The sequence below is a fragment of the Fibrella aquatica genome (assembly GCF_041321135.1).
In the GTDB taxonomy this organism is placed as follows: Bacteria; Bacteroidota; Bacteroidia; order Cytophagales; family Spirosomataceae; genus Fibrella; species Fibrella aquatica.
In genome coordinates this window covers 65,716-90,482 of sequence record NZ_JBGGWF010000001.1, presented here as the reverse complement: position 1 = coordinate 90,482, position 24,767 = coordinate 65,716, and the positions used below count along the sequence as shown (strand labels likewise).

14 protein-coding genes are annotated in these 24,767 nt (G+C 52.9%); 6 read left to right on the top strand and 8 right to left on the bottom strand.

The genetic code is table 11. The features are described 5' to 3' along the window. Positions 1 to 35: 35 nt before the first annotated feature. The 4 genes from ACAW87_RS00295 to ACAW87_RS00280 all read left to right on the top strand — a co-directional run bounded on the left by ACAW87_RS00295 (position 36) and on the right by ACAW87_RS00280 (position 7,544). Positions 36 to 686 carry a DUF1345 domain-containing protein gene (locus tag ACAW87_RS00295; RefSeq protein WP_370721146.1) on the top strand — a complete coding sequence of 217 codons (651 nt, stop codon included), beginning with the start codon at positions 36 to 38 and terminating at the stop codon, positions 684 to 686. A 123-nt stretch (positions 687 to 809) separates the two neighbouring features. Beyond that, entirely contained in the window at positions 810 to 4,538 is a 3,729-nt protein-coding gene (locus ACAW87_RS00290) for a T9SS type A sorting domain-containing protein (RefSeq protein ID WP_370721145.1), read from the top strand. Positions 4,539 to 4,649: 111 nt separating this feature from the next. After that, the gene (locus ACAW87_RS00285; protein ID WP_370721144.1) at positions 4,650 to 6,170 is read left to right on the top strand and encodes a DUF4301 family protein; all 1,521 of its coding nucleotides are present in this window, start codon (positions 4,650 to 4,652) and stop codon (positions 6,168 to 6,170) included. Positions 6,171 to 6,404: 234 nt separating this feature from the next. After that, the gene (locus ACAW87_RS00280; RefSeq protein ID WP_370721143.1) at positions 6,405 to 7,544 is read left to right on the top strand and encodes a redoxin domain-containing protein; all 1,140 of its coding nucleotides are present in this window, start codon (positions 6,405 to 6,407) and stop codon (positions 7,542 to 7,544) included. 412 nt (positions 7,545 to 7,956) lie between these two features. On the opposite strand, the gene ACAW87_RS00275 is transcribed toward ACAW87_RS00280, so the two are convergent. After that, positions 7,957 to 8,796, bottom strand: a complete 840-nt coding sequence (locus ACAW87_RS00275; RefSeq protein WP_370721142.1) for an ion transporter — start codon at positions 8,794 to 8,796, stop codon at positions 7,957 to 7,959. Between the two features lie 84 nt (positions 8,797 to 8,880). Then, on the bottom strand, positions 8,881 to 9,753 hold the full coding sequence (locus ACAW87_RS00270; RefSeq protein ID WP_370721141.1) for a TolB-like translocation protein: 873 nt from the start codon (positions 9,751 to 9,753) through the stop codon (positions 8,881 to 8,883). A gap of 100 nt (positions 9,754 to 9,853) precedes the next feature. Here ACAW87_RS00270 and ACAW87_RS00265 point away from each other — a divergent pair, with 100 nt between their 5' ends. Together ACAW87_RS00265 and ACAW87_RS00260 are read left to right on the top strand one after the other, a co-directional pair. Beyond that, positions 9,854 to 10,885, top strand: a complete 1,032-nt coding sequence (locus tag ACAW87_RS00265) for a WD40/YVTN/BNR-like repeat-containing protein (RefSeq protein ID WP_370721140.1) — start codon at positions 9,854 to 9,856, stop codon at positions 10,883 to 10,885. 136 nt (positions 10,886 to 11,021) lie between these two features. Beyond that, positions 11,022 to 11,840: an RpnC/YadD family protein gene (locus ACAW87_RS00260; RefSeq protein WP_370721139.1), complete on the top strand. Its 819-nt coding sequence runs from the start codon at positions 11,022 to 11,024 to the stop codon at positions 11,838 to 11,840. Between the two features lie 520 nt (positions 11,841 to 12,360). Here ACAW87_RS00260 and ACAW87_RS00255 read toward each other — a convergent pair. From ACAW87_RS00255 to ACAW87_RS00230, 6 genes are all read right to left on the bottom strand, one after another. Beyond that, positions 12,361 to 14,865, bottom strand: a complete 2,505-nt coding sequence (locus ACAW87_RS00255) for a glutaminase family protein (RefSeq protein ID WP_370721138.1) — start codon at positions 14,863 to 14,865, stop codon at positions 12,361 to 12,363. A gap of 263 nt (positions 14,866 to 15,128) precedes the next feature. After that, on the bottom strand, positions 15,129 to 16,652 hold the full coding sequence (locus ACAW87_RS00250) for a TolB family protein (protein WP_370721137.1): 1,524 nt from the start codon (positions 16,650 to 16,652) through the stop codon (positions 15,129 to 15,131). A gap of 50 nt (positions 16,653 to 16,702) precedes the next feature. Then, positions 16,703 to 18,421, bottom strand: a complete 1,719-nt coding sequence (locus ACAW87_RS00245; protein ID WP_370721136.1) for a glycosyl hydrolase — start codon at positions 18,419 to 18,421, stop codon at positions 16,703 to 16,705. 194 nt (positions 18,422 to 18,615) lie between these two features. Beyond that, positions 18,616 to 19,704: an IPT/TIG domain-containing protein gene (locus tag ACAW87_RS00240; protein WP_370721135.1), complete on the bottom strand. Its 1,089-nt coding sequence runs from the start codon at positions 19,702 to 19,704 to the stop codon at positions 18,616 to 18,618. A 123-nt stretch (positions 19,705 to 19,827) separates the two neighbouring features. Beyond that, positions 19,828 to 21,399 (bottom strand): RagB/SusD family nutrient uptake outer membrane protein, encoded by a 1,572-nt coding sequence (locus tag ACAW87_RS00235; protein WP_370721134.1) that lies wholly within the window; start codon positions 21,397 to 21,399, stop codon positions 19,828 to 19,830. A 127-nt stretch (positions 21,400 to 21,526) separates the two neighbouring features. After that, on the bottom strand, positions 21,527 to 24,754 hold the full coding sequence (locus ACAW87_RS00230; protein ID WP_370721133.1) for a SusC/RagA family TonB-linked outer membrane protein: 3,228 nt from the start codon (positions 24,752 to 24,754) through the stop codon (positions 21,527 to 21,529). Positions 24,755 to 24,767 lie beyond the last annotated feature (13 nt).

Genomic DNA, 24,767 nt, shown 5'->3' with positions numbered 1-24,767 from the left:
CAAAGCTACTCAACGATGCAGTAGCCCCCTACAGTATGCTCAAGCAGATTGCCCGATTAGACGCCCACCATCGCCTCGCCATTAGCCTGGCCGTCATGTGTGTAACGTACCTGAGTAGTCGATCCCTGGTGATCTGGCCAACGCTGATTCTGATGATGTATGTCAGCTATGCCCTGACTATAACCATACTAGCCTGGCTATCAATGGCCTATCTTCGACCTCATGAAGCCTTGAAGACGTATAGCTTACAGGATTCGAACCGAGTCATTATTCTGGTCTTCGCTATAGCGGCAGCTACCGCCAGCCTGTTTGCCGTTGTTTTCCTACTCGATACGGTCAAAAAAATAGACCCTAACCAAACCCATTTACGGGCCTACGTAAGCCTATCCATTCTGACAGTGGTGAGCTCATGGACACTGTTGCACACGGTGTTTACGCTCCGGTATGCGCACCTCTATTATCAGCAAACGCCCGCCGGTGGCCTTAATTTCCCCGATACCCAACAACCCGGTTACGCCGATTTTGCCTACGTGGCCTTCGGCATCGGCATGACTAGTCAGGTAGCCGATATTGGCCCCACCAACGCCCAATTTCGACGACTTATTCTGACCCATAGCCTGCTTTCGTTTGGCTTTAATACCCTCATTGTAGCGCTAAGCATTAATGTGGTGGCCAGCTTATTATAATTGTTTAGCCACTATTTCCTACCAAGCATTTATTCTGGTTTTTACCGCTTTATAAATTTTGGGTACATATAAGCAGAAAGCTGTGGCTAATCTGCTAGTTTGCCTGCCTAAAATCCTTACGTTATGAAACACCTTTCTACCTGTTTATTCCTTCTAAACTGGCTTCTTCTCTCCCCTCTTGTCAAGGCGCAAGACCCAGTTAGTCCCAGTCGCATACGCTGGACGGCTCCCCTCTCTGCCAGCATTGTTAAAACGGTCGTCGACGCCTGGGGGAATACCTGGGCTCTGAGTGCTCCCAACACCTTTCAGGTTTTTGACCCGCTGGGAAACACTCGCTGGACAAAAGCCGTATCTACCCTCAGCGTGGCCGATTTCACGATCGATGCGCAGGGGCAGTTGTTGCTGGTAGGGTTGCCCACCACCGGAGCGCCCGTTCTGGAAAAGTACGACGCCACCCAAACCCTGGCCTGGCGCAACGGACTCGATAGCCTCTCGAACGTACCTGGACAAGCAGCTAATCTGAGCGTAACCGTCAACCCGTTGGGCAGTGGGCTGGTGCTGGGCCTGAATGCCCGTTCTGACCAAAAGTTGAGTTACTACTTCTTTACGGCGGGAGGGCAAGTGAGTATGCCCGTTTCGGTGACTGGTACCAAGCCAGCCCCTGTCAGTGCCATACGGCCGGTGCTGGTGAACACCAACGACATGATGTTTGGCATACATCAGCCTCAGCTGGCCGATGCGTCTCCCCTCTACTTCCGGGTGCAAGCTGGGCCAACTCAGGCAACCCTCGTACCACTTGAGCCCCTCAGCAGCCCATCCAGGTATGCACTTACGTTAAAAAATGCCCCCTTCCCCCCTGCCATGCAGCGAAGCCTGCCACTGCTCTCGGATGGGAAAGATGCCTGGGCCATCATCCGCGCTACCCTCGACACCACAGGCAGCCCAACCGCAGCCAGTGGTTATGTACTATATCCTTTTCGACAAAATACCTTTTCGCCGTCGTTATACGCTACTGAAGATATTAAATCAGTGGGCGAGGCTGCCAGTCAATTTCTCGATTCGAAGGGGCGGTTTTTCACCACTCAAATCCTTAGTAACACAGCGACAAGCACTGCCAGCGCCGACCTGTTGCTCAATCAGTATACATTCGATGAAACCGGTATTAAACCGTTATTATTGATCAGCTCGCTGAAAGTAGGTACGGTAGTTCAGCCAACGTCAACTAGTTCACTCAGCCAGATTAATCGACTGACCATGCTGAATCGTAACAGCGATGGATCTGTAGTGTTGACGGGTACCACCAGCGGAACAATGACCATTGGCTCGGCCAGATTTACAGGCAGTGCGGCCGCCCCGGTTCAGTTTCTGGTGAGCGTGGCCCCCGAAACAACGGCCCAAACGCTGACAGCCGAGCAAATTGGCTGGACAAGTACACTGCCAACCACTGTTCGCCGGGTGATTACCAATGGCCGTAAACAGACATGGGTGCAGTTGCCTGATAGTATGTACCGGCATTATGACCCGGCGGGCAGGCTGGTTTGGGAGAAAAAACTGGTCACTCAGGGCATCTTCGACATGGGCGCCGACCTGAAAGGCAACCTGTATATCATGAGCAACGACTCGGTAAATACGTTCGATAGCACCGGCGCCTTTCGTTGGAAACTGTTCTACAAGCAGGGGGTAGGCGGCTATAACCGAAAAATGTTTATTAAACCTACCGGGGGCGGTGTGGTCACCCTTATCACCGACTATTTCAATGGAAAACAACGTACAACTGAGTTCACGGATGATGGAAAAGAAGTTGGTCAGATTGCTACCTGGGACTGGGCCGGTCACACACGCGTCAGTTATACCCTGGTCAATCTGGTTCCGCTCTCGTCGAAACAGATGGCCTGGTTCTTTGTCGCCGACAGATCGCCCGGTTTGTCGTACACCCAATTTCCTTTTGTATTCAACAACGGCACAACACAACCATTCGTTGACGGCGTACTCAAGTGGAAATCGTATTCTATCCCTAATATCGACCCGAACTACACCTACGATAACCGGCCACTTGCCGTAGCTGGCTATCACCGGTGGTCTAAAGCAGCCATCAATGCCGTTTATTTGTTTCAATCGCAGAACGCCTATCTGCCAGCTACACAGCAGACGGTTACATACGGATATAGCCTGACCAAGTTCGACTCTACGGGAAATACAGTATTCGACGAAGTCAACACGATTCGGGTGAACCGGTTGGTTATGGCTAAAAGCGTGGCGCTTAGCCCTGCCAGTACATTGTTTACCCTGACTACCAGCAGTCGTCTCGAAACCGCGGCTACCACCAGCTACAACCTGGTGCTCAATCAGCATGACCCTGATCTGAACCTGCGTAACACCACTCAGCTAGGTACGTTCACCCTCGTGAACGGCCAGACCGATAAAACCAGTTGGGCGCTTGTAGACGCTTACGCCGACGGTTCGGTACTGCTGTCGGGTATTACCAGCGGCACGCTCACTATTGGTGCCAACACGTTTACCGGAAGTCCAAGCACCCCGGCGCGCTTTCTCACGTTGATTCAGTCGACGGTTGGGTTGGCTATTGCCCCCTCCACGCCAGTATGTGCTCGGGAAAACGCTACACTCAACGGCATACGGGTTCGCTATAAAGGGTATATATCTGAGGTTCCGGTAGTTGATCTGTATGCGCTCAACAACACATTGGTTACCTCGGCGTCATTACCCCTGCGCGTTGGCACCGTAGTCGACACGACCGTTACTGTTGCCCTGCCAATTAGCACCACCCTCGGACCGGGCGTTCATCAGCTACGTACCCGAATGGGAACTATTGTCAGCGATTGGGTCAGTATGTCGATTGCGATTAGCCCAAGTCCGCTTGAAGCCAGCTTACAACGAGGCGAACTTGTAGCCGAAGGCTACGCAGCTACGTATCAGTGGTACGATGCGCAACAAAACCCTGTTCAAACCGCCACATCAGCCCGATTCCGGCCCATGAAAGCGGGGGGCTATTACGTAACCGGCTTCGCCGATGGCTGTACATCAAACCCATCGAACACAGTCAACTACGTCATTCCCAACACGGCCCGACTGGTTGCCTCGGCAACATCGGCTTGTGCAGGTACCACAGTTGTCATATCGGGTCGTTACCAGGGTTATTTTGAGCAACCGCCTGTGGTTCAGCTAACCGATGCTGTCGGCGCGTCGGTCATTCCTCAAACCAGCGTAACTGTACCGCTCGCCCTGTCATCCACAACGTCAGACACGGTCACCATTACAACGCCGATAGTCATTCCTGCTAACCTGACAACGGGTACGTATGGCGTACGGATTCTGTCAACGGCACCGGAAATCACAACGGCACCGATAGCCCTGTCGGTTAATGCCGCGCTTGCCAAACCAGTTGTTACTCAGGAAGGCGACGAATTGGTTGGCGCGGGCAGTGCAGGTAGCTACCAGTGGTACAATACCCAGAATAACCCCGTAGCCGGAGCCATCGATCCACGTTTCAAACCCCAGTCATCGGGTAGTTATTACGTGATCAATACATTGAATGGCTGCGTATCACCGGCTTCTACACCTATCGTATTTGTCATTACAGCCACAGAGCCAGCGTTTACGGTAGATGTTTATCCAAACCCAACTACTGATAAACTGCTTGTGCGATGGCCCCAGGCTGGTGCTAATGCCCGCATCTCGTTGCTTACCGTAGAGGGGCGTATGCTCATGAACGTACCCAGACAGGGCGAACTGAGCACCCTGCCTACCAACGATCTGGCCGATGGATTACTACTCGTTCAACTACAGGCCGAAGGGCAACCCACCGTGGTACGCAGGGTACTGATTCGGAAGTAGTTGTTTTGACGTTTAAACCACGCCAGTCAATCCTTCACTAAGTTTTCAGACTTACCCTTGCGATACTTGGTTGAAAGGAGCAATTTGCTCACCTAAAACTCTTAGTTCCGCATGTTTACCTCAACCGATCTCGACCAGATTGCCGCACAAGGCACATCCACACAAACGGTCGACCAGCAAATCAAGCATTTTATTGATGGCTTTCCTTTCCTGCATGTTATTCGGGCTGCCACCGTGGGTGATGGTATCATTCGCGTACCCGAAGACCAGCTAACCCGTTATATCCGGCAGTTCGACGAACAGGCTCCCGATCTGGCTCTGATGAAGTTTGTGCCAGCTTCGGGTGCTGCCACGCGGATGTTTAAATCGCTGTTTTCGGCGCTGGAAGGAAAACCGGATAAAGCGACCGATGGCTTTTTCGCTCAGATAACTGATTTCGCTTTCTATGAAGACCTGAAAGCAGCCATGAGCCACGACGGAATGGACCTGGACAAGGCTGTGTCCGACAACGATCAGAAAACGGTGCTAACGTACCTGCTGACCGCTAAAGGCCTCGATTACGGAAGCTTGCCCAAAGGCCTGTTGAAATTTCATAACTACGCTGATGGTGCGCGGACACCTGTTGAAGAGCACCTGGTAGAGGGCGCGGCCTATGCCAATAGCGGTGGCCGGGTACGTCTTCACTTCACGGTATCGCCCGAACACCGGAGCCGTTTTGAAGCGCTGATTCAGCAGGAACTGGCCGACTATGAATCGTGGCTCGGTGTTGACTTCGACGTTACCTTCTCGGAACAGAAAAAAGCCACCGATACTATCTCGGTCAACCTCGATAATACCCCTTTCCGCAATGCCGATGGCAGCTTGCTGTTCCGCCCGGCGGGGCACGGGGCGCTGATCGAAAACCTGAACGACATCGACGCCGATCTGGTCTTCATCAAAAACATTGATAATGTGGTGCCCGACGAGTTGAGAGAAATGACAGTGACCTACAAAAAGGTACTGGCTACCGTGTTACTTGACGCACAGAAGCAACTCTTCCGTCTTCAGGAACTGCTCGACACCGACGACGTTAGCGAAGGGTACCTCACCGAAGCCGATGCGTTTTTGCAAACAACCCTCTGCGTAACACCACCCGCCAACTTCGTTGACCTAAGTGCGTCAGAAAAGCTGGCGTACTATCGTCAGAAACTCGATCGGCCCATTCGCGCTTGCGGCATGGTGAAAAATGTAGGCGAGCCTGGCGGCGGACCTTTTTGGGCCAAAAACGCCGACGGATCATTGTCATTACAAGTCGTGGAGTCGGCACAGGTAGATATGGACGATACCGGTCAGAAAACGTTATTCGAGCAGGCCACCCACTTCAACCCCGTTGATCTGGTATGCAGCCTGAAAAACCGGCAGGGACAGAAGTATAACCTGCCCGATTTCCGCGACCCACTGACGGGCTTTATCACGGCTAAATCGAAAGACGGCAAAGACCTGAAAGCGCAGGAACTTCCCGGCCTATGGAATGGTGCCATGGCCAACTGGAATACGCTGTTTGTCGAGGTACCGCTCATTACGTTCAACCCGGTTAAAACCGTAAACGACCTGCTCCGGGCCGAGCATCAGCCCGTTGAAATTACAGATTAATCCATTTTTCTATCGCAATACATTTCAACCAGTTACAGCACAAAAGCTCGTCCAACCGGCGGGCTTTTGTGCTGTAATAGCACCGCCATACCCGTGTTGTCCACACTGGATACCCAACACCTTAACGTACCTACACAAACCGGGCGCAAAATCCATCGTGGAACTATGCCGCAAAAAATTGGCTCCCTGACGCTGAATCGTTATTATTACATGGAAACAACTACGATAACTTCTGTGAAAAACTTAGGACTCTCACTCGCCTGTGCCCTACTCCCGCTCGCTGGCTTCGCGCAAAGCGGATCATATACCCTGACCGGTAAAGTGGGCCCATCGACCGCAACGGCAAAGGCTTACCTACGAACTGTTGCCGCCGGGGCTGTCAAACTCGACTCGGCCGACATTAAAGATGGAGCGTTTACGTTCACTGGCACCGTTGCCGACCCAGCCAAAGCAATGCTCCTCATCGATCAGCGGGGCGTTGGCATGCGCAAGCTGGGTGCGGCACAGGGCGTTACCTTCTACCTGGAGCCTGGCACTATTTCGATTGCCAGTCCCGATTCGGCCCTGCATGCCGTTGTGAGTGGTACCAAGCTAAACGCCGATAATGAAAAGCTGAAAATGGCCATGAAACCAGCTACCGACAACATGGCAGCGCTGATGGCCGAATACCAGAAAGCCTCCGTTGAGCAGCGAAAATCGCCGGAGTTTGGTCAGGCAATTGAAAAGCGGTACAATGAGATCGAGAGTGAGCAACGACAAATTCTCTCCCAGTTCATCAAGGCAACGCCCGCCAGTTTGGTTAGCCTGGATGCGATTAAATCGGTGGGCGGTAGTGTGCCCGAGTATACCGACATAGCACCACTGTTTGCCAGCCTGTCACCGGAGGTAAAAGCCACCAAAGCAGGTGTTGAATACGCCGCTTCCCTCGCCAAGTTGAAAGCCACGGCCATCGGCGAAATCGCCCCCGCCTTCACCCAGGCCGATACGTTGGGTAACCCCGTAGCGCTGAGCGATTTCAAAGGCAAATACGTGCTGGTCGATTTCTGGGCTAGCTGGTGCGGTCCCTGCCGGCAGGAGAACCCCAATGTGGTGAAGAATTTTCAGCAGTTCAAAGACAAAAACTTCACGGTATTGGGCGTATCGCTCGACCGGCCAAATGCCAAAGAAGCCTGGATGAAAGCCATTCATAAAGATGAGTTAACCTGGACACAGGTGTCGGACCTGAAATTCTGGGATAACGATGTGGCGAAACTATACGGCGTTCGAGCCATTCCGCAGAACTTCCTGATCGGTCCCGACGGCCGGATTCTGGCTAAAAACATTCGGGGCGAAGAGTTGGGCAAAAAACTCGGCGAACTGCTTCAGTCAAAATAACATCAGGTACGTTCCCCTGAGTTGATTGAAAACGACCTTAGTGAAGCCATCCTAATTGGGTGACCGTGCTAAGGTCGTTTCGCTTTTAAAGTGGGCCGCTCGGTAGTTTGAAGTCTGGGTTGAAAGTAGGGTTTGTTGATTGACAAACACATGCTACGCCCCGCTGGGGCTCTATACTGTGGACGCGTTGCCAGTCTACCGACGCTACGGCCCGCTGGGCCTACAGACGGCATAGGATTGCCGCGTGTTCGTACAAAGTCGATGGGCAGGCCACCGTGCAGAGCAGGCCCAGCGGGCCGTGACATCGGTAGCATCAATGAAAAACACCAGCTAACACAGCCCCAGCGGGGCGTAGCATGCGTTTATATGTCTATCAATATCTACTTAACCAAAGCGAGCACTTTATTCACCCTCACAAACGGCTGCCGCAATATTTGCAAAACGTGGCGTCGGCGTCGTGGCCGTACTGACTGCAGTTGGGGCATGCCTGCGACGTCACCTGCTTAAACTTCATGGTCGCCTGCGAAATCTCGGCCGTGACAATACCGGTCGGCACCGCAATGATGCCGTAGCCCATAATCATCACCAGCGAAGCCAGCGCCTTCCCCAGCGGCGTTTGGGGCGACAAATCACCGTAACCAACGGTAGTTAGTGTGACAATGGCCCAATAAATGCTCGTCGGAATGCTGTCGAAGCCATGCTCTTCCCCTTCCACGATGTACATCATGGAGCCGATAATTACGACCAGTAGCATCACCGTCAGGATAAACACGCTGATTTTTCGGCGGCTGGCGTGCAGGGCTCCCATCAGCGTACTGGCTTCAGACAGGTATTCCGATAATTTCAGAATCCTGAAAACGCGGAGTAGTCGCAGAATACGAATGGTGAACAGGTATTGGGTACCGGGCAGCAACAAACTCAGGTACGTTGGCAGCAGCGATAAAATATCGACGAATCCGAAGAAACTGGTGGTGTAGCGAAACGGCTGTTTCACGCTCAGTAAACGCAACAGGTACTCGATGGTGAACAGGATCGTGAAAAACCATTCTATCCGGGTCAACAAATCACCATAGCTAGCCCGAATGCTGGCCACGCTTTCGAGCATCACAGTGACTACACTGAGCAGAATACTGGCAATCAGCGCAATATCAAACGCTTTCCCGGCAGCGGTGTCGGCCTCGAAAATAATTTCGTGTAAACGCGCCCGCCAGCCTGTTAGCGGCTGTTCGGGTTTTTCAGGTGAAGCAGGCATAGTCAGTAATGGTTGTCACGTAGTTAGAATGAGGTGCGTCAGCAAAACCATACACACACTAACCTGAAATACCGGCCCGTGGGTTTATTCATCCAGCACCAGCGCCATGTGTTTGCCCTGTACCGCCAGGCGCGAGAGCTTTTTGCGGGGCAGGTCGGACGGGAGCGTGACGGCGGTCCACTGCTTTGTTTTCGGTGAAAAAGCCCAAAGCGCTGTTCCGCGACTTTCGAGTAGCGTACCGTCGGCCAGCCAGGCGTTGTAATGATCGGATGCCGGGTCGCTCACGGCAAGGTCGGTCACCCGATTACGCGCCGGGTCATACGACCGGATGAGCCACGACTCGCCTACCTGCTCCACGAAACTGAACGTCTGTTGCCCCGGAATCCGATGCAGTGAACGCCCAATCAGCCCCGCAATTGTGGTGTCGCGACCCGTTTTCCGGTTCAGGTAGTGCATCGTATTAGGCGTACCCAGCACAAATACCACCGCTTCGTCGGCGTTGAGCCACGCCTGATAACCAATCTTACCCGTCTTCTTCGATTCCAGCAAAAGCTCGGTCTTTTCCGGGTCGGCCAGATCGTAGCTGACCAGATCCTGATCGCCGTTGGCTTTGCGCTGCACAATGCACGACAACTGCGTTTGGCCCGGCAACACCGTTGGCGAATATTCCGAATCGGGGGTGAGCGTAACGGGCGTTCTGACCGATTTCCGGATGTTATACGACCAGATATCGGTTTGCCCCTCCGGCATCATGGCTGTGTAATAGAGCAGCGGCAGCGTAGGGTGGAAAAACGGTTGATTATCGTACCCCGGCTTGTTCGACACGTTTTGCGGATTCGACAATGTGACTTTCCCGCCCTTGACTGCAAGGTCGAGCAGATAGACTTCCGTGCCATTCTGGGCGTACAACGCCGTTACGGATAGCCACAGCAAAAGCGATAGGCAGGTTGTTTTCATGTGCGTGATGATGCGTTTGCCTAAAGTAACGGCTAATACAGGTACGTTGGGTTAGCTTTCCTGTTTGTAAATTGGCATTTTGCAACTTACCCTATTAGCCATGACCCAATTTCTTTTCCGCAGTCTGTTTGTTCTGTGCAGTACAATACCTGCCCTGGCGCAGTGGCAACCGCAGTCGGTCAATACCACCGCCAGTTTCCGAAGCGTCAGCGTGGCCGGTCCCGATGTGGTCTGGATTGGCGGTACCAAAGGAACCTTCGTGCGCACCGCCGATGGGGGACGTACCTGGCAGACCGGCAACGTACCTGATGCCCAGACCTGCGACTTCCGCGATGTGAAAGCCGTTGATGCCAACACGGCTTACTTCATGAGCGCCGGCCTAGCCGAGCAGGGGCAGGCCCGCATCTACAAAACCACTAACGGCGGCCAATCCTGGACGCTGCTCTACCAGACGCAACAACCGGGTGTGTTCCTCGACGGCATCGATTTCTGGGACAAACAGCACGGCATAGTCTTCGGCGACCCCATCGACGGCAAGTGGTTTATTCTGACCACCGACGATGGCGGCCAAACCTGGCAACCCGTTCCGCCCGATCGGCTACCGCCCATGCAGCCGAACGAAGCGGCCTTTGCGGCGAGCGGCACCAGCCTCGCCCTACAGGGCAAGCGAAATGTCTGGATCGCCTCGGGTGGCGCTACCAGCGGGCGCGTGTTCCATTCCGGCGATCAGGGCCGGACTTGGACGGTAGCCACCACGCCTTTACCCGCCGGAGAAGCCACGGGCCTGTTCGGTATGCAGTTCTTCAGCGAAAAAACGGGTATGGTGGTTGGCGGCAACTACAAACAGGAGAGCCTGCCCGGCGCCAACGCCGCCATCACCCGCGACGGTGGACAGACATGGCAGCTCGTCACCCCAACCAACCCGCCCGGCCTGAAAGAAGCCATCGCCCTGCTTCCCGGCGACTACCTGCTCACGGTTGGTCCCTCAGGCACCAGCTTATCCGCCGATCAGGGCCAGAACTGGACCAAGCTCGACACCGAAGGATTCCACTCCGTCGCCTGCGCCAAAAACACCTGCTACGCCGTAGGTGCCAAAGGAAAAGTCAGCAAGCGGGTATTTACATTTAAATAGCGGACGTGAGATAGATCGACGATATGATAGATCACTTGTTAAGAAATCGGGACTGACTGTGCGGAGCATACGGCAAAGACGAGTTAATAAACTAATTAGTTTGAGTATTAATACTTTAAACATTTAGTTTTGCTAGATGGGCAAACAAGCCAGTCAGTACGACAAAATTTTCAAAGAGAATATTGAGGCTGTCATTCCAGGTTTGATGCAGACTGTGCTTGGCATTATGGCTATTGCGTCTGAGGAACTACCCGACGATATTCAGCATACAAAAGAGCGTAAGCCTGACGTATTAAAGAGAATAACTGATAGTCAAGGCAATACGTATGTTTTGCAGATCGAGTTTCAAGTGGCCGACGAACCACAGATGGTTTATCGGATGGCTGAGTATTACGTCATGCTGGCGCGTAAATATGAACTTCCTGTTGAGCAGTACGTCATTTATCTGGGAGCATCAATTCCGCAGATGCCGACGTTCCTTGATAGAAAGCATATGAAGTTCGACTTTTTGCTCATTTCCTTTGTTGATCTAGACTATCATCTGTTTCTATCATCAACCCGGCCCGAAGAAGTCGTTCTAGGCGTCTTGGCTGACTTTAAAGGTGATAGTCCAGAAAAGGCTTTAGTACAGATTGTCAGACGTATAGAGGAAACGACTACCGGTGATTTTCCGTTAAGAAGGTATTTCAAGCAGTTGCAGGTGTTGGCGCAACTGCGTAAATTGGAGAATAAATTAAAGGAAGTAATTATGGACAGTATCAGCAAGTTTGTGAGCCTCGAGCGAGATGTAGCCTATATGATTGGCCAAGATATTGCTAAAGAAAAGGAGCAGACTAGGTTTGTCAGTTACCTGTTGACTGAAGCGAGCCATTCCATTGAGCGAGTTGCCGCTATAGCCGGTGTTTCTATTGAGTTTGTAAAAAAGATTCAGCAAAAGCTTTCTTTAGGCAACTAGTAGTCAGGCATCTGTGATAAAACGTATATCCACAAAGCAAGTTGCTCATACAAGGCAAGCTGGATGTCGACGATATTGCTGAAGACCACAGAGTTTTAGTAGAGTTTGCGCTTGCTATTCAGCGTGGTCTTCCCATGTTATAACTAATCCCACACATATATCAAAAAGCCGCGCTCAGTATCGACTGGCGCGGCTTTTTGATGGAGGAACGTACCTTGGGTTGTTGCGGAAGGGAAGATGCCGGAGCAAAAAGCCGTAGGCTTGACCGATGTTCTAGCCCCCGATTTTAATCGGGGGTAGATAGGGTATCTCAAAGTACAAAGTTCCGTAGGAACGGACCATCTTTCCGGCTAAAGAATCGGCCGTTCCTACGGAACTCGTTTTGAATCGACTCATAATCTTACCCCCGATTGAAATCGGGGGCTACAAGATCGGTCAAGCCTACGGCTTTTTGTTAGTCGGTTTCCTTGTTTCAAAAGTGTTCAGACAACTCCGAAGCAACGTACCTGACTCATCTCGTTTATTTCTTCTGCTTAAGGCGTTCGTCGAGCATTTTGATGAAGTAGCCGCCTACCACGGAGCGGGCCTGGAAACCGACTTGCTTGGCGTTGGTGGTTTCGTGCCAGTCAGACAGCGGCACGCGCGACGGGGTTTCGTTGGCATACTTCCAGATGGGCTCTACAAACGCCTTAAAATCCCGGTCGGAGTCGGCCATGGTGGCGGTCCAGATAATCCAGTCCGATTTGGTGTAGGTCTTGCGGCTGTCGAGCGGCAGGCCGTAGGGTTTCTGGTTTTTCAGATAAAAGTCGATCTCGTCTTTCGCCACCTCTTTCGGAAACACGTTGAGGTCGAGTAGCTTATCCCACACGATGTTGTATTTCTGGCTCCAGCTACCGGGCGTCTTGTCGAACGTCAGGGCGTAGTGCGTTCCGTTGCCGTCTTGTTTGGCCATCTCCATCCAGCGGCGGGCCATGTCGCGGGCCAACGTCAGGTGTTCGTCGGCCACTTTCTGGTCGCCGAGTTGCTGCGCCATTTGTCCATAGGCGGCAATGCCCATAATGGCCTTGGCCGACAGGTTGGCGTTGCGGGCCAGGTGACCGGCAAAATCATCGGTACACAGCTGATTACCGGGGTCGAAGCCGTCGCGTTTCAGGAAGCCTACCCATTTGGTGAGCGTGGGCCAGTGCTCGCGGGCGAAGTTGGGATTGCCGTCCATCTTCACCGAAGCCGCCGTCAGAATGATCATGTTACCGGCTTCTTCCACTGGCATATCTTCGCCGTAGGTCTGTCCGTTGGCGAGTGGGTACGTGCCGATGTCGTGCGCCGGGAAGTCTTTTTTCCACCGCCCCGATTCACTGTAATCGAAGATAAACCGGAGCAAGCCCTTGGCTAACTCATTGTTATACAGTAAGAACATCGGAGCCGATGGGTACGTTACGTCAACAGTACCGATGGACCCGTTCGAGAAATTCTCTTTTGATAGGAAGAATACTTCGCCCTTTGGTCCCGCCACGATCTTGTGCGCAGAAATGGCCTGCCGATAGGCTAACTGGCAAAGGTCGGCGTACTCTTTTCCACCGGCTTTGCGGGCTTCATCATAGAGTTGCTTGTCGAAATCGGTGCTTTTCTGCCGGATGCGGGTGTAATCGGTTTCGGCGGCCTGCAGCGTTTTCTCCATCGTCATGTTGGGGTCGCGATGCCACCAGCCGCGCAGGTTCTTGCCGAAATACTGCACCGAATACACATCGTCGTAACCGAGCAACAGGTGTTTGGTTGCTCCTTCTTTAGAGACGTTGCCCAGATTAAGCACCGTAGCCAGGGTTACGTCATTGGCGGTACCGGCTACGGCTTTGCTGTTGGCCGCCAGCGCGCCTTTACTCGAGAAAGCCTGTTTCAACGCCGCTGATGAGCCAGCCACCACCCGGCTACCCACGCCCTGCGGCACGGCCAGATAGGCATAGCCCCAGTCGATGCGGACGTTATCGCCTTTTTTGCCCAGCACCGGTTGCGCTTTCGTGCCTACCGACGCATAAGTCAAGCCAGCGCCTTGCCCGGCTTTAGTCACCACATCTTGCCCAACAGTGTTGGTGGCTACTGTGGCCGCTTCGCCGAAATAAACCTGCACCGCGTGCGATTTGCCATCGGTAGACCGAGCGTCGAACGTCACGTAGCTCACGGGACGGGCGGCAATCTCCAGCTCATCGAGCAGAAGCGGCGACAGAAACGTAACGTGCAGGTCGACCGGGCCAGCCGTGAAGGTGTAATCGGTTTGGGTAGCGGTTACGTTGACGTTTGTTTGAATAGCCTGTGAGACTGTAGGCACGGCAGCAAGGCTCACCAGCCCCATATCAATAAAAGCACCACCCACGGGACTAACGCAATGAGCGGCCAGCACATTACGCCCTTTGCGTAAGGCTTGCTGTGCTTCGGGCGGCAAGGCGAGGTAGATGTATTCACCAGCGCAACATGGTTTTTTCACCACCGGAACGCCGTTGAGGTACACCTCTACATCGTCGTCGTGACTCAGGGCTAATAACAGTTGTGAGGGGTCTAGTTTACCGTCGTAGGTAAACTCACGCCGGATATGAATTCCGTTTTTGTCGCTTCGGCTACTGAGCCAGGGAGTCCGTGATTCGGGTGTGTCACCAAATGGGCCGGGACCTGTTTTCCAGCCTTGCGCGTTGAAATCGGGCTTTTCCCAGCCTTCACCGGGGTCGCCGAGGGTGTATTGCGCCGTATATGGCTTGGCTTCACCCGTGGGTAACAGCGAATTATAAAGGGTTGGCGATCCACCCAGGAACTGGTACGTTCGGCCATCGACCCGCACAATGCCTTCGAGCGGTTGCGGCTTGCCGGTCCAGTGGCGCGTGGGGCTGTCGGTGAGTCGGTCGGTGTTGCTCCAGATGCTGAAGTACGGGTCGTGGGTGATAAGTGGATAAGCAGGTGGACGTAGTGTTTGCGCCATCGCTGAGGTGAGCGACAGGGCAGCGGCCAACAGGAGTACGCTGAGGGATGGTTTTCTCATAAAGAGTGCAGTTTAGGAGCGGGTTGCGGCAGGAATAGCTCCCACCAACCCGCTTCCCAGAACAAAGCAATGAGGGCGGGTAATTATCCTATACTGACTCAAATATTGATTGATTGGGAAAATGGGTTTGTGGTTTGTAGTTGCTTCGCTAGGTGACGGTCAGGTACGTTGCTACTGCGGAACTGGCGCGAGCATGTGCTGGGGACGTACCTGACTGTCACTTAGCAGCGCAACTACAAACCACACACAACAAGACACGAAACCTACTTTGTTGCTGAGTTACTGATGAACGCTACTTTCTTACTGTCGGGCGACCACGATGGGGTGTTGATCGTGCCTTGTCCGCCGTAGAGATAGGCTATCGTTTTAGGCTTGGTTTTGACCGGATTACCGTTCTCAATAGCGATATGACGGAGGTACACGCGTTTGTAGAACGGATGATCGTCGGGCTTTACATCCTGACCAAACGACAAGAACACCATCTGCTTCCCATCCGGCGAGATGTGCGGAAACCAGTTATTGAACTCGTCGTTGGTGATTTGCTCCTGTTCACTCCCGTCGGTCTTCATGCGCCAGAGTTGCATCAGGCCGCTCCGGGTCGAGTTGAAATAGATATACTGGCCATCGGGCGAATATTCGGGGCCGTCGTCGAGACCTTTGGCTGTGGTTAGCTGCACCTCGGGGCCACCATTGGCAGGCACTTTATAGATGTTGTAATCGCCGTTTCGCTCGGCGGTGAAGACCAGCCATTTACCATCGGGCGACCAGCCGTGCAGGTACGAATGGCCCGTGGGCGTAATGCGCGTGGGCGTGCCACCGGTGATGGGTACGGTGTAAATGATCGACTTTTTACCGTCGGGTGTAGGTGTGTTGCTGTTACTAAGCCCAAGCATTTTGCCATCAAATGAGATGACATGGTCGTTGTTGTTGTTGGTTACCTCACCGGTGTTAAGCAAGGTCGGCGTTTTCTTCTTCAGGTCGAAGCGGTAGATTTTGCCGTTACTGTTGTAAATCAGGGCTTTATTGTCGAGCGTCCAGTTGGGGGCTTGCAGCGATTCGGGTGAGTAGTAGAGGATATCGCGTTTGCCGGTAGCCACGTCCATCACTTCCAGGTTACTGCCGAGGTATTCTTTGTACGGAACCAGCGTAGCGGGCGCAGGTACGTACATCCGAACATCCTGAAAAACGCCCTGTTCAACCACGTCCTTGTTGTGCGAACCAATAAACAGCCCTACGTATACCTCGTCGCCCAGATCCAGATCGGTCACTTCTTCGGTCACGAAGGTGTCGCCGAATTTAGCCACCGACATAATGTATTTGTTGCCCTGCCGTTCAAGCTGAATCACGTCGGCCCCCGTCATTTTAGACCGCATTTCTTCGGTTTTTGCGCCTTTGGTGCGGCGGAATTGCAGCGACGTCAACCCGTCGCCATGCTCGGCGGCGTTGATGTGCGCTGAATTACTATCCAGGCTGCTACGGACCATCCAGCCCACCTTCCGATGCGGATCAACACCTTTGCCGATGAGCGAGGCGCGAGTAGTCAGGATAAAGTCACCTTTCATACGTTTCCACATGAAGTGAAATTCGTCGTGATCGAACCAGATGTTGTAACCCGCACCACTCATGGTGTACTGATTTGTTTTCGCATCGAACCGGGCCGAGCCGGTTTTCTTCACGGCGCCAATGTCAGTATGTCCGTCGAAGAGGCCAAGCTTCTGGGCATGGGCAAATGGGGTTGTAAGGGCCAGCAGAAGGCTGCCGAAGATGGTAAGGTTTCTGATTTTCATGTAGTTTAGGAATGTTTGGTTACACCGGACTGTGTCCGGTGTAACCAAAATCAATACGTCAAAAGTCTGAAAGTCTTTACACCGACCCGGCTACTGACTTGTAGAAGATAGACGCCGGGCTGTCCGGTCAAAGGGAGTTGATACCGAGAGGGCGCTGAGGTGGGAGTCACGGTTTGTTTGTGTAATTGACGGCCCTGCACGTCAGTTAATCGAAGGGTGAGCGGCATTGACTGGGCACCGGTAATGTCAAGGTTAAGCAAATCGCCCTGCACCGGATTACCTAGAACAACGAGTTGAAACGGCGGCTCAGTGGCGGTGATTACGGCTACGCCTGCGCGCCAGTCGGGCAATTCGTCGCGGGTAATGACGTCGTTATCCAGAAATACGCTTCGGAGTTGATCGATGGGCTGCTTTTTGATGTAATCATTGCCCGTCCATACAGCGAACCACGACCACCAGGTGCCAAAACCGCGAATTTTATCGGCGTTGGGCAAATTGCCGGTTTCCGATAGCGTCACCAGTTTTTTACCGTTCAGTGCGGTGAGAGCACTACCCCAACTGCCGCTCATGTTCGAACTGGCATCAGCATAAATATCCAGACCTACCACGTCGACATACTGATCGCCGGGATACCAGTCGGCGTTGAACGTATCGGTGGCGGTATAGACCCAGATCAGGTTGTGCAGGTTGTGGAAATTGGTCAGCCGGTCGTAAGTCAGCGCCCATAATTCTTTAAAGGGACCTGCCCCTTTGGCTCCCCACCAGAACCAACCGCCGGGCGCTTCGTGCAGGGGGCGCCAGAGTACAGGTACGTCGGCCGCCTGGAATTTTTTAAGCTGAACGGCAATAGCGTCAATGTCGCTGAGCAGGAGTTTATAGCGGCTGCCGTTCTTGTCGGCGAGGGCCGCCGCCAGATCAAAGGTGGTGGCATCGGTGTAGAAGCCGCGCCACCATAGTTTGTCGGGAGCCAGGTTGATCAGGTCGGTGGGCGCGTTCCAGTGCCACATCAAGCTGACGATGCCCCGGCCCTCCCCTTTCTTCGCCCAATCGATGATGGCTTCACTGGTTCGGATGGGCCGGGCGTTGTTTTGGACGCGGGTTGGTGAATAGTCGATCAAATCGAAGGCACCAATGGCGGGTTCTTTGCCGGTTTTTTCCAGAATGTACTCTATATCGTCTTGCTGCGCCGAGATCACTTTGCTGCCGTATTGATCCACGATGTACGAAAACAACCCTTTCGTTGAAGCCGTTGCCTGCGCGTCGACCAGCGTTTTGGGTGGTTTTGTGGGAATTACGGCCGTAGCGGGCGTAAGCAACAGGTAATCAACATCGAAATAGCCCCAACCTCTGAAAATGGCAATCGTATTCTGACCCTCTTTCAGCATAAACTTACCCAGGTTGGCCACCCGGAAACCCGCCGACGTACCCGCAAGCGTACCGCTGCTCTTCTCGTCATTGACCTGAAAATCGATGCCTTTATCTCCAAAGGGCGACGAGTAGCCAATGACCAGATCGTATAACCCCGCCTTCGCCGTAATGGTCATCGTGATCTTGTCGGTCTCGGCGTCGAGGCCGGTAACGTACCCAGCGCCTGAGTAACCCGCTGTAGTCGTGGCAACGGTAACCCCGGTCAGCACGCCGGTTTCAGCCTCAACCCGGATAGGGTCGGCCGCGAAAGTGGCGATGGGCAACAGTAAGAGGAGAAGAAGTAGGGTGATCCGGCTGTCAGCCTGTACCCGCTGATGTGTATTGGATAAAGTATACTTCATAAAAGGTTTTTCAGAGGCGTTGGTTGATGGAAAGAGCGTACTCGGTACGTTTTTTAGGCATTGATTGCTCCAGGCTTCACGTGCGGGCCTGGAGCAATCAATGCCAAAGCAGCGTTCAAAAAAAAGAGCACCGAATTGCTCCGGTGCTCTTTGGGCTCATAGTCAGGTCGCCAGTGGCAACGTACCTAAAGCCGTTACTTCACCAGCATGATGTTGTCGAAGTAGAACGTTTCGTCCTGCTTATCCGGGCCTTTGATGCGGAAACCAAGCTGTTGCATGGTTTTTCCGGGTGCCCAGAAATCCATGTCCGAGATTTTGATTTTGAAGTAGTTCCAGACACCAGCTTTCACGTTTATCTGATTGGCATCCACGTAGTTTCCGAAACCGGCTTTGCTGGCGTCGGTCGTAACAAATAGCGCATAGTCGGCAGACGCGCCTTTGATCCAGCCTGTCAGGTACGTGTAGGATGCATCGTATTTTACGCCGCCCCAGTTGGCAAAACACATCAGGTGCCAGTTGCCTTTCTGGAACGTCTTGGTAGCCGAAGCAGTACCAAACACGGCCTCTTTGGTCGAAATAGTACCGGCATCGCCCCACGAGTTGTCCTGATAGCCGGTGGCATATGCATCGAGAACGACTGGCGTAGCTTTGTCAATGTTCACAAACTCCTCCTTGGTTCTGATGCGACCGGTGCTGTTGGTGATGGCCAGGGTAGCCCGGTTCAGCGACGAAGCAGGCATGGTGAGCACCAATTCCTTCTTCGACTTCGACACGATGGTGGCGGCGTCAGAAATACCTTTCAGCGAATCGGCAACGGCTACAGAGGTCACATCATCGAGGTTATTACCGGTGATCGTTACTCGGCTACCCTTGGTGAAATCGAGCATTGAGATCGCCGTCACGGTCGGGAACGCCAGTACCTTGAAGGGCACAGTAAGCGTTTGCCCGGCACTGTTAGTGAGCATGATGTTCTGCTTGCCACCCGCCGCTTCGGTAGGTACCCGGAACAGAATAGCGCCATCGGAGTTCAGCGTCGACTGGAAACCGGCAGGTACGTTCTGCTTCTCGAACATAATGGTGCGAATGTCGCCCAGACCAGTTCCGGTGAGGGTGACGAGTGTGCCACCTGCTGCCGAATCGGGCATAATCTTGGTTGCCACGGGGTTGCCCGGCCCAATTTGAGGGCTACCGTCGGTATCTTTTTGGCAAGAACTGATCACTATCCCGGTTGCCAGGGTCAGTAATGACAGACTTGCCAGACTATATGCTGTGTTGACTTTCATGTGTTTGATGTTTAAATGTCATTGGTAGTCATTAGTAGTCATTTGTTGTCATTAATAGCTTTTGATGAATAACTACTAATGACGATTAATGACAACAAATGACCACTTAATGACGCGCAGCACTTATTTATAATACGGAACTGGATCTTTACCTAACTCGGGGTCCTGAACAATCTCACCAGCCGGAATGGGCAGGTACATCTTGTCTTCAGAGAAGTTGGTAATGAAGTTTGAATATGCCGTTGTACCCCGATCCTGCTTGTCGATGATCGCTTTGGCAGCGGCGTAACCCTGACGCTGAAGATCGTACCAGTATTCACCTTCAAACGCAAACTCAACCCGGCGTTCGTGCAGAATATCTTTGTTGGTAATCACCGACCTGGCAGGCAGACCGGCCCGACTCCGAACTTTGTTCAGCGCATCCAGCGCTTTGGCATCCGATGTCGACGCCTGACCAGCCAGAATAGCCTCGGCGTAGATCAGCAAAATGTCGGCATAACGCAGCAGTACCACGTTGTTACCTGAGTTCTGACCCATTACCGGCTCACCACCAAACCCTTTACCGGGTCCGGCGAAATACTTCACAATATTAGAGCGGGTTGGGGCCTGGCTACCACCGTCGTTGGCCGGCTGTAATGTGTCATATTTGAAGCCGTTAGCCATAAACGCGTTGTAAGCGGGAGCATTGGCGCGTTGCGGTTTCCAGCTTGGGTTTGTCCAGCCGTGTTCCATGACCGACCATTTGCGGCGCAAATCACCAAACTCATACTCTTTCAGCATATCGACCGAGGGCACATACATCTCCCAGGCATCGGCCTCGGCAGTGCGCAGGGCACCCGCGCCCCGATCTGGATTTTTGATGTTGCCCGTTCCCCAGGGATCAGCCGCAAACTGATGCTGAATCGAGAAAAGCGACTCCGGGTTGTTGTTCATGCTCGCTTTGGTGAACATGCCCTGATAATCGCTCACCAGCATGTATTTGCCCGAATTGATTACCTCTTCGGCCTTTGCTTTGGCGTTGGCGTAGTCTTTATTATACAAATACAGTTTCGCCATCATGCCCTTGGCTACATATTTGGTCAGGCGGCCAGGTACGTCCGATTCGGGCAAGCCTTTTTCAGCCATCTGCAATTCTTCCAGCGCAAACCGAAGTACGTCTTTCTGAAGGTAGCGCGGAATGTTGAAGTTACCCGACAAAGCCGTTGCACCCGGATCGGTAATGATCGGCGCGGCACCCCAGGTGCGGGCAATGAAGAAATACAGCATACCCCGGATGTAGTGTGCTTCGGCAATGGCGGGGTCCAGATAAGCGGCTCCACCACCGGCGGCTTTCTTTTCTTCAAACGTTTTGATCATCACGTTGGCGTAGCCGATGATCTTGTAGAAGGCACCCCACGACGCACCAATCCGCTCAGAGGCCGACGAGATCGAGAAGTTCAGGAATTCGACGTCGGTGTAGGTAAACATATTACCGGCCATCACGTCGCCAATAGCATCTTGCGCCCGGCTTTCGTAGTTCCGCCAGGGTAGTCCGCTATACAGGGTACTGGTAGCGGCCCGTACTTCTTCGGCGTTGTTGTAGTAGTTACCAGTGGTAGTACCCGACAACGACGGCCGCTCAATGAAATCTTCTTTGCAACTGGCCAGGAACAAAGCCGGAGCCAGCATAGCTGCATATATGAGTTTGCGTTTCATTATGTTAACGTCATTTGTTGTCATTACGCTGCGCTGTCATTAAGTGGTCATTGGTTGTTATTGAATGCCATTTACGATTAATGACAACTAATGACCACTCAATGACAGCGCAGCGTAATGACGTTGATTAGAATTGAATGTTCGCGCCGATGGTGAATGTACGTGGGTTCGGATAGTGACCCACATCAACGTTCGTCAGCTTGATGCTGTTGTTGAACGAGCCAATCTCCGGATCATAGCCTGAGTACTTCGTGAAGGTTTTCAGGTTTTGAACGGTACCGTAGAAGCGCAGATTCGAGATTTTAACCCGGCTCAACAAAGCTTTCGGCAACCGGTAGCCAATCGAGATGTTTTGAATGCGCATGTATGAGGCGTCCTCCACATAGCGATCCGACATAGCCGTGTTGTTCTTGTTCGTGTTCGTGAAACGAGGAAGCGCACCATCGACATTGGTAGCCGAATACCGGTCGTTTACCGTGTTCATCTGGTTGGTGTAGGCGTTGTTCAGGCCCTCCAACTGCCAGCGCAGGAAGTTATAGGCTTTGGCACCCTGGCTTCCCTGCAAGAACACCGACATATCGAAATCACCGTAGTTGAAGCTGTTGGTGAAGCCCCAGGTGAACTTAGGCAGGGGGCTACCAATATACGTGTAATCCGATGCGTCGATCTTCTTGTCGCCGTTGATATCCTTGAAGCGAATATCACCTAACCACGTTTCTGTCTGGTTCACTTTGTAGCCAAACTGCGGCAGGCTGGCGTCGAGGTTAGCTTGTGTGCGATACAGACCATCAGTTACCAGACCCCAGAACGAACCTACCGGCCGGCCCGGCGTTGTGTGCGTGATCAGGTAGTTGTTGTAATACACTTTACCATCAAGGGCCGAGGCGGCACTGGCGGCTTTGTCGTACGTGTTGTTAAACTGCGTAAACACCACGTTGGTCTTCCAGCTAAAGTTACCTTTCTTGATGTTGGTCGTGGTTACACCGATATCTACACCCGTGTTGGTCATCTGACCCGCGTTGCCTAATGGCGCTTTCAAGTCGTCCCACTGGTCGCCTACACCGATCAGGTTCGGGCCGGTCAGGAAGATGATCATGTCTGACGTTACTTTCTTGTACACGTCGATCGTTGCGTCGATGCGGCCGCCGAGGAAGCCCAGGTCAACACCCACGTTGGCCGTTTTCACCGATTCCCACTTCAGGTTCGGGTTCGGAATACCATTGATCATGTTCGACGAGCCGAAACCAACCGGCCCCGAGAAGAACGTTACCGCACCTACGTAGGCTGGGTTTGGGGCACCGCCGGGGAAGTTCTGGTTACCCACGATACCGTAGCCCACACGCAGTTTGGTATAGCTCAGCACGTTGGATACCGAGCCTTTCATGAACTGCTCGTTGGAAACGGTCCAGCCAGCCGATACACCGGGGAATACACCCCACCGGTTGTTCGGGCCAAAGTTCGACGAGCCATCGGTACGGATACTGGCCGACAGCGAATACTTATCATCGAAAGTGTAGTTGGCCCGGGCGAAATACGATTCCATAGCCCACTGTCCTTTACCGCCGTTCAAACCCCAGGTTGTCTGGTCGGCACTACCCGTGCTGAGGTCAAAAATGTTGGCCTGTAGATCAACTTTTGTGCCTGATATGCCCTGATAGTACGAGTTCTGCGCCTGATGACCTACCGTTGCCTGCACGCCATGCTTGCCTTTATACAGGTTGTAGTTCAGGTAGTTCGTCAATGACCAGTAGTAGCTGTCAGACCGGCTGTCGATCAGTTTGCTGCGGAACGATGTGGTTCCTACGTTACCGGCTTTCTGATAGGCAATGTTATTGTCCTGACCCAATGAGTACGACAGTTCGTTGCGCAGTGATAAACCCTTGGCAAGCTGAAATTCAGCGTAGAGGCTACCAAAAATATTGTTGGTTGTTTTGGTATTTCCCCGGAATTGGCTGTTACCAACCAGGTTAGAGCCGTAATACTGCACACCACCAACCGTTTCGCCGCCACCCCAGGTGCCGTCAATGTTTTTCACCGGTGTCAGCGGGCTTGTCGACGCGCCCCACCAGATCGTTCCTTCGGCCGCATCGGCGAGCGATACGTTCTGAATGCTGCGCGATACGTTGGCACTCACACCCACCTTGGCCCAGCTTTTCAGTTGAGTATCAACACTAAACCGCGTTGAATACCGTTTAAAATCGGACCCTAGCAGAATACCCTTGTTATCGAAGTAATTGAGCGACAGGTAGTACGTTGTTTTATTCTGACCACCTGAGAAGCTCAACTGATGGTTGTTAATTTTTCCCTGCTGGAACATGGCTTCCTGCCAATCGGTACCCGTACCGAGCAGATCGGGGTTTTTGAACTCGTCGGCAACGGGGTTACCAATGATGGGCAGCACCTCGTTCTGATAGCGGGCAAATGAACGCAGATCCATCAGATCGAGCCGACGGGCCACTTCAGATACACCAGTATACATTTCGTAGCTGATCTTACCCTCGCCCTGTTTCCCTTTCTTGGTCGTAACCAGAATAACGCCGTTGGCCGCCTGCGACCCGTAGATCGCCTGCGCTGAGGCATCTTTCAACACATCGATCGACTCAATATCGTTCGGGTTCAGCATCGCCATCACCGAGTTACCCGTTTGGCCATCGCCACCGCCCAGGCCAGAATAGCCCGTACTCGATGACGTGTTTCCACCAACGAACGGAACGCCGTCGATCACAAACAAGGGGTCGTTACTGTTGATCGAGGTAACACCGCGCACCTTTACCGATACGCCACCGCCTGGTTGACCGCCGTTGCTGGTTACCGTGACCCCGGCCGCTTTACCCTGAAGAAGCTGATCGATACCCGCCGCCGGAATATCTTTCAGGTCCGCCGCTTTCACCGTAGTGATAGACGACGTAACGTCTGACCGTTTTTGCGTACCATAGCCGATAACCACCACTTCATCGAGCGACTGACCGGTATTTTGCAGGGTAATGTTCAGTGTGGTCCGGCTACCTACCTCTACCTCCTGCGTGGTCATACCAATAAAGGAAATAACCAGTGTTTTGCTGCCTTCCGGCATATTGATGGAAAAGCTACCGTTGGCATCGGTTGTTGTACCCAACTGCGTACCTTTTACCGATACCGTTGCCCCGGGAAGTCCATTTCCTTTTTCGTCAGAAACCGTCCCTTTGATCAGACCTTTTGTGTCTGACAGACTACCAATGTCACGTTTAGCGCCCTTGGTTGTTGCCAGCGCAACCGACTTTTTGTCGAACACTGGTCTTGCGGTCGTTCGCTCCTGAGCGTTGACGGGTAGCCAACTACTCAACAGTACGACCCCTGAAAGCACATGTTTAATCATAAGAAATAGAATT